Here is a 17316-nt window from a genome sequence, read left to right on the forward strand (position 1 = left end):
GTGGGAGGAGTCAGTTGACGCGCGCTGGAGAGCGGCGGTCCCGGATCAGGAGGTTCATCAGCCCGATCACCCCGAGCACGATCGCGATGAGGATGGTGCAGTAGGCGAAGGCGTTGCCGAACCGGCCGGAATCCACCTCGGACAGGATCTGCGAGGTCATGATCTTCGTCTGCGGCGTGGTGATGAAGATGATCGGGGAGAGGGTGGTCATGGCCCGGGCGAAGGCGTAGGTCAGCCCGGAGAGCAGCGCGGGGCGGATCAGCGGCAAGGTGATGCTGCGGAAGGTCCGCAGCCCGGAGGCCCCCAGGGAGGTGGACGCCTCGTCGATCGCGGGATCGATCTGCTGCAGCGCGGCGATCCCCGAGCGCTGCCCGGACGGCATGGAGCGGATGACGTAGACCATCACGATGGCCAGGGCGCCGCCGAAGATGGCGCCGCCCCCGGCCAGTGCCGGCAGCAGCTGGATGTTGCCGATGATGAAGGGCTTGTTGAAGGCCAGCGCGTACCCGATGCCGAGCACGGTGCCGGGCACGGCCAGGCCCAGCATGCCCAGGAAGTCCAGGGCGCCGCGGCCCCGCCGGACCTTCCGGACCACGAGCCAGGCCAGGATCATCCCGAGGACACCGGCCACCGGGGTGGCGATCAGCGCGAGGATGGTGGTGGTGAACATGGCGTCCGACCCGATGCCCGAGAGCACGTACCGGTAGTTCGCGAGCGTGAACGTGTTGTTGACCCCGAGGATCGCGGTGAAGGCCCCCACGAAGACGGTGACGTAGATGGCCACGATCAGGGCCGCGATCGCGAGGACCACCGTGAGCAGCGGGATCCGGGCCAGGGGCGAGCGCAGGAGGGTGATGTTGCCGGACGGCTTGCCGGTCACTGACACCACGCTGCGCCGCTCGGCCCAGTAGCGCTGCACGAGGAAGACGAGGAGCCCCGGCAGCAGGAGGACCAGGGAGTACGCCGCGCCGCTCGCGACGTCGTACTCGCCCGTGATGGCGATGTAGGCGCGGGAGGACAGGACCGTGAAGTCGCCGCCGATCACGAGGGGGTTCGCCAGGTCGGCGATCGCCTCGACGAAGAGCAGCAGGAAGCAGCTCGCGAATCCCGGGATGAGCATGGGGATGGTGACACTGCGGAAGATCTTCCAGCGGTTGGCGCCGAGGCTGGACGCGGCCTCGTCCGTGGCGGGGTCCAGGCTGCGCAGCATGCCGAGGAGGTTCATGTATGCCACGGGGAAGAAGGACAGGGACAGCACCAGGGTCAGACCGGTGAGCCCGTAGATGTTGTAGTCCAGGCCCAGCATCTTTTTGGTGACGAGCCCGCTCCGCCCGAAGAGGGTGATGACGGCGGTGGCGACCGCGAAGGGCGGCGAGACGATGGGCAGGAGCGCGATCAGATGGAGCAGCTTCTTTCCCCGGAAGTCGAGCCTGGCCTGCGCGTAGGCGAAGGCGAAGCCGATCGCCGTGCCGACCGCGCCCACGAGCACGCCCAGCACCACGGTGTTCAGCAGCACCGCCCGGTTGGCCGATGAGGTGGCGATGTTCCGCAGCGTCTCGAGGCCCTCCGCGCCGAACGCCTGGGTCAGGATCCGCACCAGCGGATAGCCGATGAGGATCGCGAGGATGAGGACGACGACGGTGATCACCAGCTTGGTGACGGTGTCCATCCTCGCCCCGCCCTGGCGGGACCCTCTGCGGGGTGGCGGGGCGGCCGGCAGGGCGGCGGCGGGGAGCGTGTCGAGGCTCACGGGGAACTCCTTCGGGCGGGGGAGGGCTGCGGTCGGCGGGAGGGTGCCGGCTACTCGCGCGGCTGGGCCGCGATCTCCTCGTCGAAGCGCGTGGTGAGTTCCTTCTTGGCGGCGGCAGCGGCCTCGAAGTCGTAGTCCACGAGGTTGGTGGTCTCGAGATCGATCATGCGGTCGTCCTGCACCGACCCGGGATTGGTGAGCACCTGGTAGGAGCCCACCGTGGGGCCGATGTCCTGGGCCTCGGGGGTGAGCGACCAGTCGATGTAGGCCTTCGCCGCCGCGAGGTTGTCGGTGCCCTTCACGATCCCCACGCCGCCCACCTCGTAGCCGGTGCCCTCCTCGGGCAGGGAGACCTCGAGGTCGTTCATGCCCGCTTCCTTGTACTTGACGCAGTCGTGCGTGAACACCAGGCCCACCGCCACCTCACCGCGTCCCGCCGCCTGGCCGGGCGCGGTGCCGCTCTTGGAGTACTGCAGGACGTTGTTGTGGAGTCCGCGCATGTAGTCGAACGCGGCGTCCTCGTCGCCTCCGGCCAGGGTGACCTGCGTCCACAGGGTGGTGAACGCGGTGCCCGAGGTCGAGGGGTGTGCCGTCGACACCTGGCCCTTGAGCTCGGGGACCAGCAGGTCCGACCACGCCGTCGGCACGTCGACGCCGAGGGCGTCGAGCTTCGCCTGGTTGGAGCAGAAGCCGAGGGCTCCGACATAGACGCCTGTCCAGTAGGCGTCCTCGTCCCGGTACTTCTCGGGGATCTGGGCCGCGTTCGGGGACTCGTACTGCTCCAGCAGCCCGGCGGCGGCAGCCGTGCCGTAGCCGTCGGCGGGACCGCCGTGCCACACGTCGAACTCGGGTGAGTCCTTGGCCGCCTCGAGGCGGGCCACCGTCTCGCCGGAGGAGAGCCGGACGAAGTCCGTCTGGACGCCCGTCTTCTCGGTGAAGGCGGTGGTCATGGCCTGGCACCAGTCCTCCATGGCCCCACAGGCCACGGTGAGCGTGCCGCCGAGTTCGCCGTCCGACGATGCCTGCTGGGTGTCGTCGACCACGCAGCCGGAGAGTCCGAGGGTGGCGGAACCGAGGAGGGCCGCGGTGAGCGCTGCGGTGCGCTTCATGGGCTTGCCTTTCGTGGGGGGAAGCGTCGTCGCTGCCCGTCGGCCACCCGGAAGCCGGGTGGAGGATGCACGTTCACCGTATCGACCGGCCAGGGGCCGCAACGGTGACGACGGTCACGCTCGGTCACAGCCCTGTGACCTTCACTCCCCGGCTACGCCTCAGTCGCGCCCGGGGCGGGGAAGCTCGTAACCGACACCCCGGACGGCCCGGATGGCCCGCGGCATCCCCTCGCCGTGCAGCGCCTTGCGCACGCGGTACAGCGCCGTCTTCAGCATCTCGCGGCCTCCCGGGCCCTCGTCGATCTGCCACCCGGACAGGAGGAGGTCGCGGAAGGAGACGGGTTGGCCCTGGGCGCTCGCGAGCCGCCGCAGGAGCCTGAGCTCCAGGGCGGAGAGGTGCAGGTAGCGTCCGTGGACGGTCGCGGCGTCCTGCCCCACGCGCAGCGGCCCGTGCACCAGTTCCACCGGCGCGGGCGCGACGGCGGTGCGGCGGACGATCGCCTCGGCGCGCAGGGCGAGCTCGCGCGGGTGGAAGGGCTTGGTCACGTAGTCGTCCGCCCCGGCCTCGAGCCCGGCGATCCGGTCCTGCACACCGCTCTTCGCCGTGAGCAGGAGGACGGGCACCGCGCTCACCTCCCGGATGCGGCGGCACAGCGAGAGGCCGGAGGACTGCGGGAGCATGACGTCCAGCACCACGAGATCGAACTGGCGGTTCCGGAAGAGGCTCCACGCGGACTCGGCGTCCTTCGCGGAGACGCTCGCGAAGCCCTGGGTCTCGAGGGCGAAGGTGACGATGTCCAGCATCTGCGGTTCGTCGTCGACCACCAGGGCGAGGTGTGGGTGCTCCATCACCGGGCGGCCGCCACCGGCCGGGGGAGTGCCGTGCCCGGCGTCCGCTCCGGCAGACTGAACAGCATGGTGGTCCCGCGCCCCGGCGTGCTGTCGACGAAGACGTCGCCCCCGTGCATCTGGACGATCTGCCGCGTGATCACCAGCCCGAGTCCCGTGCCGTCCTGGAGGGGGCGGCCGCTGGCGAAGCGGGTGAACAGCTCCCGTCGCTGGGCCTCCGCCATGCCTTCGCCGTCGTCACTGACGGAGATGAGCACCTGGTCGTCGGCCCGGACGATCCGCACGGTGATCAGGCTGGCGTTGGCGGCGTGGGCCACCGCGTTGTTGATCAGATTGGTCATGGCCTGCCGGATCAGGGCGTCGTCGGCCCATGCCCTCGGTGGGGCGCCCGGGCAGTCCAGTGCGAACTGGATCGGATGGAGCTGGCGCAGCTCGGCGATCACGGTGGAGGCCAGCGTGCGCAGGTTGACCCGGTGGAGGTGGAGTTCGAACATCCCGGCGTCGATGCGCGCCTGGGTCAGCAGGTCCTCGGCGAGGGCGATCACCGCGTGGCAGTTGCCGCTGATGGTCGTGACGAAGCGGGCCTGGCTGTCGGTCAGCGGACCCGGCGAGCGCTCGCCGAGGAGGTCCGCCGCGCCGCGGATCAGCGCGAGGGGGGTGCGGATCTCGTGGCTCACCACGGAGATCTGGTCCGCGTTGCGCTGCGCGATGCTGCGCAGGCGGCTGATCTCGGCGCGGTCCGAGAGCCAGGAGCGCACGATCAGGAACAGCGCGATCATGGACCCGATGGCCAGGGTGTCGAAGGTGAGGGCGGCGAGGGTGTCACCGGACGGCAGGACGGCGCTCGCGAGGAAGAGGCCTGCGAGGAGGACGAAGAACGCCGCGGCCGCACTCCGGACCACCACGGGCAGCGGCATCCGCCACACCAGGAGGAGGCCGAGTGCGGCCCCTGCGGCGGAGCAGTAGTAGAGCCAGGTCACGTTAGCAGTGTAGGGGGGACGTGCGTCGGGCCGGTCCGCTCCCTCAGGTCCCGCAGTAGGTGGTGTACTTCCCGAAGTCCTCCGGCGGTCCGGCAGCGTAGCGCTCCAGCCCGGGGCGCTCCTCGAACGGACGGCGGACGACGTCGACGAGCCGGTCCAGCGGTCCGGGGTCGCCGGCGGTCGCGGCCTCCAGCGCCTCCTCGACGAGGTGGTTCCGCGGGATGTACACGGGATTCACGGCATCCATGGCGTCGGCGTCGGGCCCGAGCGCCAGCCACCGCTCCGCCCAGGCGTCGAAGGCGGCGACGTCGAGCACCCTGTCCCGGGCGGGCCGCGGGTCCCCGCGCACCACCGAGGAGAGCCCCCGGAAGAACGACGTGTAGTCCACGTGGTTCTCCTGCAGGAGGCTGAGGGCATCGTTGGCGAGCGGTGAGGCGACGTCGTCGGGGACGCCGTCGGGCAGTCCGAGCTTCGCCCGCATCCCGGCGAGCCACGCCGCGCTGTACTGGGCACGGAACGCCTCGAGCGCTGCGACGGCCGTCGTGACGGCCTCCTCCTGGTCCTCCCCGATGAGCGGCAGCAGGGCCTCGGCGAGCCGGGCGAGGTTCCACTCGGCGATCAGCGGCTGGTTGGCGTAGGCGTACCGGCCCGCGTGGTCGATGGAACTGTAGACCGTGGCGTAGTCGAAGACGTCCATGAAGGCACAGGGCCCGTAGTCGATGGTCTCCCCGGAGATGGTCATGTTGTCGGTGTTCATGACCCCGTGGATGAAGCCCGCGAGCATCCACTGCGCCACGAGCCGTGCCTGGGCGCTGACCACGTGCTCGAACAGGGCGAGGTAGGGGTTCGCGGCATCCGCCGCCGACGGGTGGTGCCGCCCGATCGCGTGGTCGGCGAGGCGACGCAGCAGGTCCTGGTTCCCACTGGCTGCGGCGTACTGGAAGCTGCCGACGCGCAGGTGGCTGCTCGCCACGCGGGTGAGCAGGGCCCCCGGCAGCATCGTCTCCCGCCGGACGTCACGGCCTGTCGCGACGACGGCGAGGGACCGGGTGGTCGGCACCCCGAGGGCGTGCATGGCTTCGCTGACGATGTACTCGCGCAGCATGGGCCCGACGGCGGCGAGCCCGTCGCCGCCGCGCGCGAAGGGCGTGCGGCCGGAGCCCTTGAGGTGCATGTCCCGCAGGGCGCCGGTGCGGTCGGTGAGCTCTCCGAGGAGCAGTGCGCGGCCGTCACCGAGGCGGGGGTTGAAGCTCCCGAACTGGTGACCGGAGTAGGCCTGCGCTACGGGCGTCGCACCCTCGGGGACGGCGGTCCCCGTCAGGAGGGCCAGCCCCTCGGGGGAGCGGAGGAAGGCGGCGTCGAGACCCAGTTCCCCGGCGAGGCCCTCGTTGAGGGCGAGGAGGCGGGGATCGGGTGTGGGATCCGCCTGCCAGGCGGCCGCCATCTCGGGGAGCTCCCGCGCGAAGCGACCGTCGAGGGTGACTCTGGACCGGAGAGGTACGCTCATCCGTCCACGGTACGCCGCGCCTTCCGTCGTTGCGGCGCGCAGGTCCGGGTTGCACTGACAGTGAACGCGCCGTCCGTCTACACGAGGCTTGTCAGGCCCTCCTGCGCGGCGACCGCCTGTTGCGCCAGGGCGGAGAAGCGCCGCGTGGCGGGGGAGAGGTAGCCGTGCTTGCGCTGAACGAGCGCGATGGTGTCGTACAGCGGTTCGGCGAAGGGGAAGCTCCTGACGCGGTCCTCGGTGCGCAGGGAAGCGAGGATCCCCTTGGCCATGAATGACTCCCCAGCACCTGCAGCCACGAGGTCGTAGGCCGTCTCGGCGTGCTCCACTTCCATCTGGCCCTCGATCGACAGGCCGGCGAGATTCGCCCGGTCCTGCAGTTGGCGCCGGGTGGGGTCCATCCACCCGGCGTGCGCGTCATAGAGGACGAGCTTCGCTTCTGCCAGCTCTTCGATGGTGACGGGACCGGCATCCGGGTCGCGTGTGGAGGAGATGAAGCGCACCTCGTCCCTGGCCAGCTTCCGCACGTCGAGTTCCTCGCTGTCGACGGGCAGGACGACGAGTCCGCACTCGATCTCCCCAGTGGCCACGGAAGCGGCGACCACATGGGAATTGAGGCCGATCATGCGGACCCGGACGTCCGGGTACTTCCGGTGGAATTGCACCACGAGGTCCGCAAGGTCGTAATTGGCCGCGTAGCGCAGTACTCCGAAGGTCGACACGCCACCTGTCACCCGATGAAGTGCCTGCACGGCTTCCACGCCCCTTCGGGCCGAATTGACGCAGTCGAGCGCATGCGTATGCAGCTCCTCTGCTGCGGGTGACGGGGAGAGCCCCCTGGACGTCCGCGTGAACAGGGAGCATCCGAGTTCGTCCTCCAACCGGGAGATCAGTTGCGACGCCGACGCCTGGCTGATACCGAGCTCCTTTGCAGCCGCGCTCGACGACCCACAGGAGTAGGCGGCGAGAAAGGCGCGGAGCTGGTTGAGGGTCATAGGACAATGCTATAGCTCGTACTGGGAAGAGGTAGGTTCCCCTATGATCGACCGGAGACCTACGCTTCCGGCATGGAACTGAACGACCACTACGCTTCCTTCATCAGCGGTTCATACGAATGCGTGAAGGACGCCGCGATCGGTGGAGTACCGGCGCAACGTCTCCCGAAAGTCGTTGAAACCGTCTCCGAGATGCTGTCCGTCATTCAGAAGGGCGGCAGGGACGCCGTCGCCGAGTACTCCAGGGTCCTCGACGGCTGGGGCGGAGGAGACGTCGAAATGAGCGCCGAGGACCTTCGCCGCACGGGTGACGTGCTTGAACCGGCGCTGCGGGCGGCCCTCGAGGCAGGTGCGGAGCGAACCAAGGCGTTCGCCGGTCTCCAGTTGCAGCACCTCCAGGATTTCGAGACCGAGTTGATGCCCGGTGTGGTCGTCGGACAGCGATACATCCCGGTCCAGCGTGTGGGGGCGTACCTCCCCGCCGGGCGCTTCCCGATCCTCGCGAGCGCCTTCATGACGGTGGGCGTGGCCAAGACGGCAGGTGTACCGACCGTCGTCGCCTGCTCCCCTCCCACGACGCCGACAGCGGGCAACCCGGCCGTCTTCTACTCCGCGTACCTCTCGGGCGTCGACCGCGCGTTCGTCGTCGGCGGAGTGCAGGCGCTCGCTGCCATGGCTTTCGGGCACCTCGGTGAGCAGCCGATGGACATGCTGGTCGGCGCGGGCAACGCTTACGTCACCGAGGCCAAACGCCAGCTCTTCGGCACGGTGGGCATGGATCTCCTCGCCGGCCCATCGGAAGTGGCAGTCATCGCCGACGACACCGCGGACCCCGTGATCGTTGCTGCGGATCTCCTCGGGCAGGCCGAGCACGGCCCGCAATCTCCTGCTGCTCTCGTCACCACGTCGCGCGACCTCGCGGTCGCCGTCATCGCGGAAGTGGACCGCCAGCTCGAAGACCTTCCCACCAGGGACATCGCCGGACCTGCCTGGCGGGATTACGGGACGGTGTATGTGGCGGAGGACCGCGCCACTGCCGTCGAACTCATGGACGTGCTCGCGCCCGAGCATCTGGAGGTCATCACGGCCGACGATGCCTACTACCAGAAGAATCTGACGAACTACGGGTCCCTCTTCCTCGGTCCCTGGTCCACGGTCGCCTATTCGGACAAGGGCATCACCGGCACCAATCACGTCCTGCCGACCGGAGGGGGAGCGCGATCTTCCGCGGGCCTCTCGGTCTCGCGGTTCCTCAAGCCGCTGACCTTCCAGCGCATCGACCGCTCGGCAACCATGAACCTGGCTCCGCTCGTCTCCGAGATCTCCGCGTACGAGGGCATGGAAGCCCACCAGCGCACCGCCGACTACCGCATCGCCCGCTTCGGGCACCGAGCACCTACCGAGGAGCAACCATGAACAGCAGGCGAGCAGCACTCTCAATGGCAGCCGGGGCTATGGGTATCGCCCTGGCGCTCACGGCATGCGGCGGCGGCGACGCCGGTGCAGAGGCCGGTGGTGGCGGAGGAGACGGTGAGATCACGACCCTCACGATCGCCACCTCGAACGATGCCCCGTTCTCCTTCACCGACGACGCCGGCGCCCTGCAGGGTATCGACGGGGAGATGATCAACTGGATCGCCGACAAGAAGGGCTGGGAGGTGGAGGTCTTCGTCTCCGAGTTCGCCACCCTGATCCCGGCCATCAAGGCCGGCAAGGCGGACGCCGTCGTGGATGCCATGTACATCACCGACGTCCGTAAGGAAGAAGTGAACTTCACGGACACCTGGTATCAGCAGGGCGAGGGCATGGTGGTTCCGGGTGACTCGGACATGACCGATCGCGACGACGCCAAGGGCACGGTGATCGGCGTCCAGACCGGCACCACCTTCATCGAACTCGCCGAATCCCTCGAGCCGAAGGAGATCAAGTACTTCGACTCGCAGGCGGCGTTGCTCACGGCGGTCGAGAACAAGCAGGTGGACGTCGTCTTCACCGACGCCGCCGTCGTCGCCTACAGCCTGGTGCAGAACCCGAACGACAAGATCAAGATCGTGGACCCGTACGAACCCTTCTTCCCGGGCCTCATCGGCGCAGCCGTCCCGAAGGAGAACACGCAACTGCTCGAGGAACTCAATTCCGGGCTCGCCGAGCTCAAGGCTTCACCCGACTACATGGAGATCCTCGCCAAGTACGGACTGACCGAGAGCAACGCCGTCGACTGACCGCCCTTTCACCGAACCACCGAGGTCGAGAGGACGTCCGGTCATCGAATTCATCGAGAGCACGCTCAGCTACTTCCCCCGATTGCTCGCTGCCGCGCCGATCGTCATCCAGCTCGCGCTGGGGGCGATGGCTCTGGCCCTCGTCCTCGGTCTGCTGGTGGCCCTCGCCCGGATCTCGAAGTCGAGGATCCTTCGGGGCATCGCCCTGGTGTACGTGGAGGTCATGCGCGGCACGCCCCTCCTCGTGCAGCTCGTCTACATCTTCTTCGTGCTTCCCGCTATCGGGGTCAACATCGATCCTGTGCCCGCCGGCATCCTCGGACTGGGCCTGAACTACGCGGCCTACCTGTCCGAGGTGTTCCGCTCGGCCATCCTGTCCGTCGAAGCGGGTCAGACCGAGGCCGCCCTGTCCCTCGGCTACACCCCCGGTAAGGCGCTGTGGAAGGTCGTCCTCCCGCAGTCCTTCATCGTCTCGCTGGGACCGATCGGGAACTACTTCATCGCCATGGTCAAGGACACGGCCCTGACCTCGGTCATCGCGGTGACCGAGATACTGAAGACTGCGAACATCATCAATGCCCAGACCTTCGAGACCACGCAGGTCTACACGGCCGCGGCCCTGCTGTACCTGCTGATCAGCCTCCCGCTGTCACGTATCGTCAGCGCACTGGAGAAGAGGGCGAGGATCCATGTCTGACGAAGTGATCGTGAGTGTCCGGGACGTCCACAAGACGTTCACCGTGACCAAGACCCCGGGGATGGTGGGACGGCTCCGGGGTACGCGGAAGGAGGTCAACCGGATCGAGGTCCTCAAAGGCGTGGACCTGGACGTCCACAAAGGGCAGACGGTCGTGATCCTCGGCTCCAGCGGATCCGGTAAAAGTACACTGCTGCGCTGCATGAACAAGCTCGAGACCATCGACAGCGGGCGCATCCTCGTGAACGGCCACATGGTGGGGTACGAGGAGCGCGGCGGGAAGCTGGTCGATGAGAAGGCGTCCGTCACAGCGCAGAAGCGCACCGACCTCGGCATGGTGTTCCAGCAGTTCAACCTGTTCCTGAACAAGACGGCACTGGGCAATGTGATGGCACCGCTGCAGGACGTGAAGAAGATGTCCCGTCCGGATGCCGAGCAGCACGCGCTCGAGAACCTCCGGAGGGTCGGGCTGCTGGACCGGAAGGACAACTACCCGTCCAAGCTCTCCGGCGGCCAGAAGCAGCGCGTCGCGATCGCCAGGGCGCTGGCCATGGATCCCAGTGTGATGCTCTTCGACGAGCCCACCTCGGCCCTGGACCCGGAACTCGTCGAGGAAGTGCTCGCAGTCATCAAGGCGATTGCCGCGCAGGGCACCACCATGGTGATCGTCACCCACGAGATGCAGTTCGCGAGGGACATCGCCGACATCATCGTGGTGATGGACCAGGGCGTCATCGTGGAGAAGGGGACGCCGAACGAGGTGTTCTTCAAGCCGAAGCATGCCAAGACCTACGCACTCCTCAAGCGGTCCGGTCTGGCAGTCGAACCGCCCGCTGCGTGACCCCCGGATGAGTGACCCCCGGATGAAACGGGTGCGGCGGGCGATGTCGGTACCAGCATGGTATGAGTGTCGAGGTCGATGACCTGACGGCCGAGGGCGTCGTAGGCTCGCATCATGTGCCGTGATCGCTTCTGTCCTGTCCCACATCCGTCGGACGGTGCCCCATGACGGGGACCGACCCGCAGGCGGAGTGGTGGCGGGACGCCGTCGTCTACCAGGTCTATCCTCGCTCCTTCGCGGACCACGACGGCGACGGCGTCGGCGATCTCCCCGGCCTCACCGCGCGCCTGCCGTACATCGCGGACCTCGGCGTCGACGGCCTCTGGATCACCCCCTTCCAGCCGTCGCCGCACGTCGACCAGGGGTACGACGTGAGCGACTACTGCGGCGTGGACCCCCTGTTCGGGACCCTGGCGGACTTCGACGACGTGCTCGACGCCGCCCACGGCCTGGGCCTGCGCGTCCTCATGGACATCGCCCCGAACCACTGCTCGTCGGAGCACCCGCTGTTCCAGGCCGCCCTCGCCGCCGGACCCGGCTCACCCGAACGGGATCTCTTCCACTTCGCGGACGGGCCCGACGGCGACACCCCGCCGAACAACTGGATCTCCTCCTTCGGCGACCGGTCCTGGACGCGTGCGCACCCCGGCTCGGACACCGACCAGCAGTGGTACCTGCACATCTTCTCCTCCGCCCAGCCGGACTGGAACTGGCGGAACCCGGCCGTCGGCGACTTCTTCGAGGACGTCATCCGCTTCTGGTTCGACCGCGGGGTGGACGGCTTGCGGGTGGACGTCGCGCACGGGCTCTTCAAGAGCGAGGGCCTGCCGCACGCCGAGGACCCGGCCGCCGTCGCGCGGGGCCTGCGCTTCAATCCGCACCTCACGGACCAGGAGGAGCTGCACGGGGTCTACCGGCGGTGGCGTGTGATCGCGGACGGATACTCGCCCGCGCGCGTCCTGGTGGGCGAGGTGAACCTCGACGCCGACCGGGCGGCCCGGCTCGTCCGGCCGGACGAGATGCACCAGGCGTTCGCCTACCCCTTCGTCAAGGTGCCCTGGGATGCCGCCACCTGGGGCTCGGCCGCCGGCGCGCTCACCGCGGCACACGCCGCCCACGGCGCGGCTCCGGCGTGGTCCGTGGAGAACCACGACGTGGTCCGGGCCGTGACCCGCTACGGCGGCGGGGCGAGGGGGCAGGCCCGGGCGCGGGCGGCCCTGCTCACCGTGCTCGCCCTGCCCGGTGGAGCGTACCTCTACCAGGGACAGGAACTGGGCCTGCCGGAGGTCGACGTGCCCGTCGGGGACCGCGTCGACCCGATGTGGCTGCGCGGCGGCATCTCCCGCGACGGCGCCCGCATCCCGCTGCCCTGGACGACGGCGGAGGAGGGGTCCTTCGGCTTCTCGCCGGCGGGGACGGACGCACCCTGGCTGCCCACGCCGTCGTTCTGGGGGAGGTACTCGATCGAGGACCAACGGAAGGACCGGGACTCGATGCTGACCTTCGTGACGACGGCGCTCGCACTGCGGACCTCCCTGGTCGCCGACGGGACGCTGGTCCCCGCGGGGGAGGCCGGCTTCCGGGTGGAGGACGGCGGCCTGCTGGTGTGCGCGCGAGGGGGCCGGTTCCTCGCGGTCATGGCGATGGGGGACCAGCCCGCCCGGCTGCCCGCCGGTGACCTCCTCCTCGCCACGGCGCCCCTGACCGGCGATGGGCTGCTCCCTCCTGACGCCGGCGCCTGGCTGGTGCGCGCGCCCTGACACGCCGGCGTCATCCACCGACGTGTCCGGGACCGGAGTCCTCGGGTCCCCCCTACAGCAGGAGTGAGGGTGGGGCAAACGCTGTTCGGGCGTCGGTGCTGCCGCCTACACTCTGAATCAGGTGGAGATCCGTTCGGAACCGCAGGTGTCGCAACCGTTGGGGAGCGACTGATGTTAGGGACGGGACCGGGGATCCACCGCGCCAGGCCATGGCTCCATGGCCACTTCGGGTTCACCTGGTGACCCGCCCACGGCGAGTGTACGCAGCGCGGACAGATCACGTCCTGGCACAACGGCCTGCCGTTGCCCGGGCCACTTCCGCGACCCCACGGGATGCACGATGCGCTTCCCCTCCCGACACCAGAAGAGGACCCATGATGCGAAACCGCACACAGATCCGTACCGGCATCACCGCGATGGTCATCGCCGCCAGCCTCACGTCCCTCACCGCCTGTGGTGCCGGTTCGCGGACCGGGGCCGAGGACGCGACCGCCGTCGAGTGCGACTACACGATGCCCGAGGGCGAGACCACCGTGAACGTGCTCGCCTACAACTCGTCGGCGATCGATCCGTTCACGAACACCATGGTCAAGAGCTGCACCCGCGAGAACGTGACGCTCAAGCACGACCCGATCGACTTCAGCGGACAGGTCACCAAGACCACGGCGACGCTCTCCGGCGATACCGGCAGCTACGACATCCTCGAGACATACGGCTTCGCCGTCCCCGAGATCGCCTCCGCCGGCAGCATCGTCCCGCTGGACGACTTCGTGGCCGAGTACGGGGAGAAGTACGAACTGGACGCCCTGAACGAGGGCATGCGCTCCGCGCTGTCCTACGACGGCAAGCTGTACGCACTGCCGATGCAGGCGCAGATGTACGTCATGGCCTACCGCCAGGACATCTTCGACGAGCTGGACCTCACCGCCCCCGAGAGCTTCGAGGACATGATCGCGGCGGCCGAGGCCATCCGCGAGCAGGGCGACATCGAGTACCCGATCGCCCTCCCCATGAGCGCCACCGCGGACGTCTCCACGATCTACCAGGCCGCCATGAACTCGACGGGCACGGACTTCCTCGACGCGGGGGAGCCGCAGTTCACCTCGGACGGCTCGCGCGAGGCGCTCGAAGGCCTGAAGTCGCTCCTGCCGTACATGGACCCGGAGGTCACCACCTTCGACCAGCCGTCGGTCCAGCAGCAGATGTTCAACGGGAATGCGGCCATGGCCATCATGTTCTCGGGGCGCATGAACGACCTCACACTGGAATCGAACTCGCCCAACTTCGACAAGTTCGGATTCGCCGCTCCGCCGTCACTCGCCGCCGATGCCCCGTACCTGTTCAGCCGCCTGTCGGTGGACGGGTGGGCGATCCCCGAGAACACGCAGCTCGACAAGGACATGCTCTTCCAGATGATCGCCTCCTCCGTGGGGGAGGACGCCTCGAACGCGTCCGTGCCCGCCGCCTACCCGGCGCGTGAGGGGATCGTCACCGACGAGAGCTCCGCGTACGCGGTCGCCGCCAACGAGACGATCGCGGCCACGATGCCCGCCCCGAACGACCCGTTCAGCGCGCCCGTGACCAACGCGATCCGCCCGGTCCTCGTCGAGGTGCTCCTCGGCCAGACCGAGGTCGAGGACGGCATGCAGGAGATGCAGCGCCTCGCCGAGGAGACCGTCTCGGGAAGCTGACGCCTCCGGGAGTGAGCGCCCCACCGGCGCTCACTCCCTCGTTCCTTGTCTCTTCCGAAGCCAGGAGTACCTTGTGCGTCGTCGTGAATTCGCCAGCTTCATCGGCCCCAGCCTGCTCGTCATGGTGGGCCTGCTCGTCCTCCCCCTGATCCGCACCGTCCAGTGGAGCTTCCAGGAGGTCAACTACGGACAGGCGGGCACCTTCATCGGCCTGTCCAACTACACGCAGGCCCTCGGCGACCCCCGGTTCGGCCGCGCCGTCTTCTTCACCCTCCTGCTCACCGCCATCGTCACGGCGCTCATCCTGGTCGTCGGCTACCTCGTGGCCATCGGCGTCAACGGTCTGGGGAAGCTCCGCCCCTACATCCTCGGTTCCATGCTCGTGGCCTATGTGCTTCCCGGCGTCGTCGGGGCGGTGAGCTTCTCGTGGCTCTTCAACTCGAACTTCGGCGGGGTGCTGAACCTCGTGATCGAGCGGCTGACCGGGCAGGAACTCCTGTGGTTCACCGACACCTGGCCCAACCGCGTCATGATCATCGCGCACACCGTCTGGCACCTGCTGCCGTTCTCGGTGCTCATGATCCTCGCCGGCCTCCAGGGCGTGCCGAAGGAACTGCGGGAGGCAGCCAGGATCGACGGCGCCAACGCGCTGAAGATGCACCTCTGGGTGATCATCCCGACCATGCGCGGCATCATCGGCTTCGTCTGCCTGATCACCATCATGGACGTGCTCCGCACCTTCGACAGCCTGATCCCGCTCTCGCCCCAGGCGGATGCGATCGGCAACGAGTCCATCATGTTCTACGTCTTCGACAATGCGTTCCGGGACGGCTCGCAGCAGCTGGGACTCGGCAGCGCAGTTAACGTGCTCTCGATCCTCCTCATCCTGATCTGCCTCTTCCCCTTCATCCGGGACCTCCTCAAGGAAGCGAAGGCCAAAGCATGATGCCCAGTACCGCCACTGCACCGGCCACGAGGGTCGTGGTGCCGGCCCCGAAGCGCCGCCGCCGACGGGCGAACCCGACCGCCGCCATCCTGCTGATCCTGCTGGCCGTCCTCATGCTGGCGCCCTTCATCTGGACGGCGCTGTCGGTCACCAAGCCCACCGACGTCGCCTTCGCGAACCCGCCGGTACTCAGCGGCTACACGCCCACCCTCGAGGCGTTCAAGAACCTGTGGGAGACCACGTACTTCGCGGAATACCTGGTCAACACCGCCGTGGTGGCGGTCATCTCCACGGTCGTCGCCCTGGTGCTGGGCATCCCCGCCGCCTACGCGCTCTCCCGCTTCCCCGGGTACGTCTCGGCGATCCTGCTGCTCCTCGCCCTGGTCTTCAGGTCCCTGCCCCGCTTCGCAGTGGTGCTGCCCATGTACGACATCAGCCGGGCGCTCGGCATCTACGACACCAATTTCGCGCTGGCCGCAGCGCTCGTGGCCATCAACCAGCCCTTCAGCATCTGGCTGCTCCGCAACTTCTTCGCCGAGATCCCCAAGGAACTGGACGAGGCGGCGATGATCGACGGCTGCACCCGGTGGGGCACGCTGCGCCGCATCATGATTCCGCTGATGCGGCCCGGCATCCTCACCGCCGGTGTCTTCGTCTTCCTCTTCGCCTTCCAGGAGTACCTCACCGCGCTGGTGCTCACCGACACGGCCTCCAAGACGGTGCCGGTCTTCATCACCACCCAGCTGGGCCAGACCCTTCCCATGCTCCAGCAGGCAGGTGCGGCGGCCATGCTGCTGACCCTTCCGGTGATCGCCATCTCCTTCATCGCCCAGAAGTACCTCGTCGCGGGGCTGAGTGACGGCTCCGTGAAGGGCTAGGCGGACCGGCCCCGGACGTGGTGCAGGCGGCGGCCGGTTCTGCCCCATCACTTCGGCGATCCGCGCTCTTGGCCGTTGCTGGCCGCTGCGGTGCCGGACGGGTAAACTGCTAAGCCACCTGAGTATTTCGGGTGTGAGGCGCACGACCGAAGGAGATCCCATGGGTATCAGCAATATGGTCAAGAATGCAGCGAGCCGCTACCTCGGCAGGTCCGGCACCGGCACGACGTCGGGCCGCTCCGCCGGCGGCGTGTCCGGCGGACGGCGCGGAACACCGGTGCCGTCCGGCAAGGCCGGCGGAATCCTCCGCAACCTCCTCAACCGGAGGTAGCACCGGCGCTCGGGCCCCGACCCCCGGGGAATAGGGCCCGAGCCCATCGCGGTTGTCCCCGATATGAAGATCGAGATCTGGTCCGACGTCAAGTGTCCGTGGTGCTTCGTGGGCAAGCGCCGTTTCGAGAAGGCCCTCGCCGACTTCCCGCACCGGGACGGCGTGGAGGTCACCTGGAAGAGCTACCAGCTGGATCCGGACCTCCCCGATCACTACGAGGGCACGGAGCAGCAGTACCTCGCGGAGCGCAAGGGGATCGCTCCGGACCAGGTCCGGCAGATGTGGCAGCACCTCGCCCAGCAGGCGGAGGGCGAGGGTCTCGCCTTCGACGTCGACCGGATCGTGGTGGGGAACAGCTTCACCGCCCACCGCTTCCTGCATCTCGCCAAAGCCCACGGCCGGGGCGATGCCGCCAAGGAAGCCGTCATGTCCGCGCACTTCGAACAGGGTCTCGACACGTCCGACGTCGATGTCCTGGTCCGGCTCGGCGTGGGGATCGGGCTTGCGGAGGACGAGGTCCGGTCCACCGTCGCCGGGGACCGATTCGCCGACGACGTCCGCCGCGACATCGAGGAAGCGCGCACCATCGGCGTCCAGGGCGTCCCGTTCTTCGTCATCGACCGGAAGTACGGTATCTCCGGAGCCCAGCCCACCGGGCTGTTCCGGCAGGCCCTGGATCAGGCCTGGCAGGAGGCGCATCCGCTGGTGTCCCTGACGCCGTCGGGCGACGGCCCGGCCTGCGGCCCCGACGGGTGCTGAGCAG

At 68.4% G+C, this 17316-nt stretch carries 16 protein-coding genes; 10 read left to right on the forward strand and 6 right to left on the reverse strand.

The window, feature by feature from the left end:
* Nucleotides 1–10 precede the first annotated feature (10 nt).
* From FNH21_RS12105 to FNH21_RS12130, 6 genes are all read right to left on the reverse strand, one after another.
* The gene (locus tag FNH21_RS12105) at nucleotides 11–1750 is read right to left on the reverse strand and encodes an ABC transporter permease (protein WP_338403269.1); all 1740 of its coding nucleotides are present in this window, start codon (nucleotides 1748–1750) and stop codon (nucleotides 11–13) included.
* A gap of 50 nt (nucleotides 1751–1800) precedes the next feature.
* Nucleotides 1801–2859 carry an ABC transporter substrate-binding protein gene (locus FNH21_RS12110; RefSeq protein ID WP_152816028.1) on the reverse strand — a complete coding sequence of 353 codons (1059 nt, stop codon included), beginning with the start codon at nucleotides 2857–2859 and terminating at the stop codon, nucleotides 1801–1803.
* Nucleotides 2860–3018: 159 nt separating this feature from the next.
* Nucleotides 3019–3708: a response regulator transcription factor gene (locus tag FNH21_RS12115; protein WP_152816031.1), complete on the reverse strand. Its 690-nt coding sequence runs from the start codon at nucleotides 3706–3708 to the stop codon at nucleotides 3019–3021.
* Nucleotides 3708–4688: an ATP-binding protein gene (locus FNH21_RS12120; RefSeq protein WP_152816033.1), complete on the reverse strand. Its 981-nt coding sequence runs from the start codon at nucleotides 4686–4688 to the stop codon at nucleotides 3708–3710. Before FNH21_RS12120 ends, FNH21_RS12115 begins: the two co-directional genes overlap by 1 nt.
* Nucleotides 4689–4731: 43 nt before the next feature.
* Nucleotides 4732–6195, reverse strand: coding sequence for a protein adenylyltransferase SelO (locus tag FNH21_RS12125; RefSeq protein ID WP_152816036.1), 1464 nt, complete (start codon nucleotides 6193–6195; stop codon nucleotides 4732–4734).
* Between the two features lie 77 nt (nucleotides 6196–6272).
* Nucleotides 6273–7187: a LysR family transcriptional regulator gene (locus FNH21_RS12130; RefSeq protein WP_152816038.1), complete on the reverse strand. Its 915-nt coding sequence runs from the start codon at nucleotides 7185–7187 to the stop codon at nucleotides 6273–6275.
* Nucleotides 7188–7259: 72 nt separating this feature from the next.
* Here FNH21_RS12130 and hisD point away from each other — a divergent pair, with 72 nt between their 5' ends.
* The 10 genes from hisD to FNH21_RS12180 all read left to right on the forward strand — a co-directional run bounded on the left by hisD (nucleotide 7260) and on the right by FNH21_RS12180 (nucleotide 17312).
* Nucleotides 7260–8603 carry a histidinol dehydrogenase gene (hisD, locus tag FNH21_RS12135; protein WP_152816041.1) on the forward strand — a complete coding sequence of 448 codons (1344 nt, stop codon included), beginning with the start codon at nucleotides 7260–7262 and terminating at the stop codon, nucleotides 8601–8603.
* Nucleotides 8600–9409: an ABC transporter substrate-binding protein gene (locus FNH21_RS12140; protein ID WP_152816044.1), complete on the forward strand. Its 810-nt coding sequence runs from the start codon at nucleotides 8600–8602 to the stop codon at nucleotides 9407–9409. Before hisD ends, FNH21_RS12140 begins: the two co-directional genes overlap by 4 nt.
* Nucleotides 9410–9491: 82 nt before the next feature.
* The gene (locus FNH21_RS12145) at nucleotides 9492–10106 is read left to right on the forward strand and encodes an amino acid ABC transporter permease (protein ID WP_152816047.1); all 615 of its coding nucleotides are present in this window, start codon (nucleotides 9492–9494) and stop codon (nucleotides 10104–10106) included.
* On the forward strand, nucleotides 10099–10947 hold the full coding sequence (locus FNH21_RS12150) for an amino acid ABC transporter ATP-binding protein (protein WP_277819757.1): 849 nt from the start codon (nucleotides 10099–10101) through the stop codon (nucleotides 10945–10947). The genes FNH21_RS12145 and FNH21_RS12150 overlap by 8 nt, the downstream gene beginning before the upstream one ends.
* Nucleotides 10948–11111: 164 nt before the next feature.
* Entirely contained in the window at nucleotides 11112–12707 is a 1596-nt protein-coding gene (locus tag FNH21_RS12155) for an alpha-amylase family glycosyl hydrolase (protein WP_152816051.1), read from the forward strand.
* Between the two features lie 377 nt (nucleotides 12708–13084).
* A complete protein-coding gene (locus FNH21_RS12160; RefSeq protein WP_191931925.1) occupies nucleotides 13085–14398 on the forward strand; it encodes an ABC transporter substrate-binding protein in 1314 nt (437 codons plus the stop codon).
* 73 nt (nucleotides 14399–14471) lie between these two features.
* Nucleotides 14472–15344 carry a carbohydrate ABC transporter permease gene (locus tag FNH21_RS12165; protein WP_055765629.1) on the forward strand — a complete coding sequence of 291 codons (873 nt, stop codon included), beginning with the start codon at nucleotides 14472–14474 and terminating at the stop codon, nucleotides 15342–15344.
* Complete coding sequence (locus FNH21_RS12170; protein WP_152816059.1) at nucleotides 15341–16222, forward strand: carbohydrate ABC transporter permease; 882 nt, start codon at nucleotides 15341–15343, stop codon at nucleotides 16220–16222. The genes FNH21_RS12165 and FNH21_RS12170 overlap by 4 nt, the downstream gene beginning before the upstream one ends.
* Before the next feature lie 160 nt (nucleotides 16223–16382).
* Nucleotides 16383–16553 (forward strand): hypothetical protein, encoded by a 171-nt coding sequence (locus FNH21_RS12175; protein WP_191931926.1) that lies wholly within the window; start codon nucleotides 16383–16385, stop codon nucleotides 16551–16553.
* 63 nt (nucleotides 16554–16616) lie between these two features.
* A complete protein-coding gene (locus FNH21_RS12180) occupies nucleotides 16617–17312 on the forward strand; it encodes a DsbA family oxidoreductase (RefSeq protein ID WP_152816062.1) in 696 nt (231 codons plus the stop codon).
* Nucleotides 17313–17316 lie beyond the last annotated feature (4 nt).

The organism is Arthrobacter bussei (assembly GCF_009377195.2).
In the GTDB taxonomy this organism is placed as follows: Bacteria; Actinomycetota; Actinomycetes; order Actinomycetales; family Micrococcaceae; genus Arthrobacter_D; species Arthrobacter_D bussei.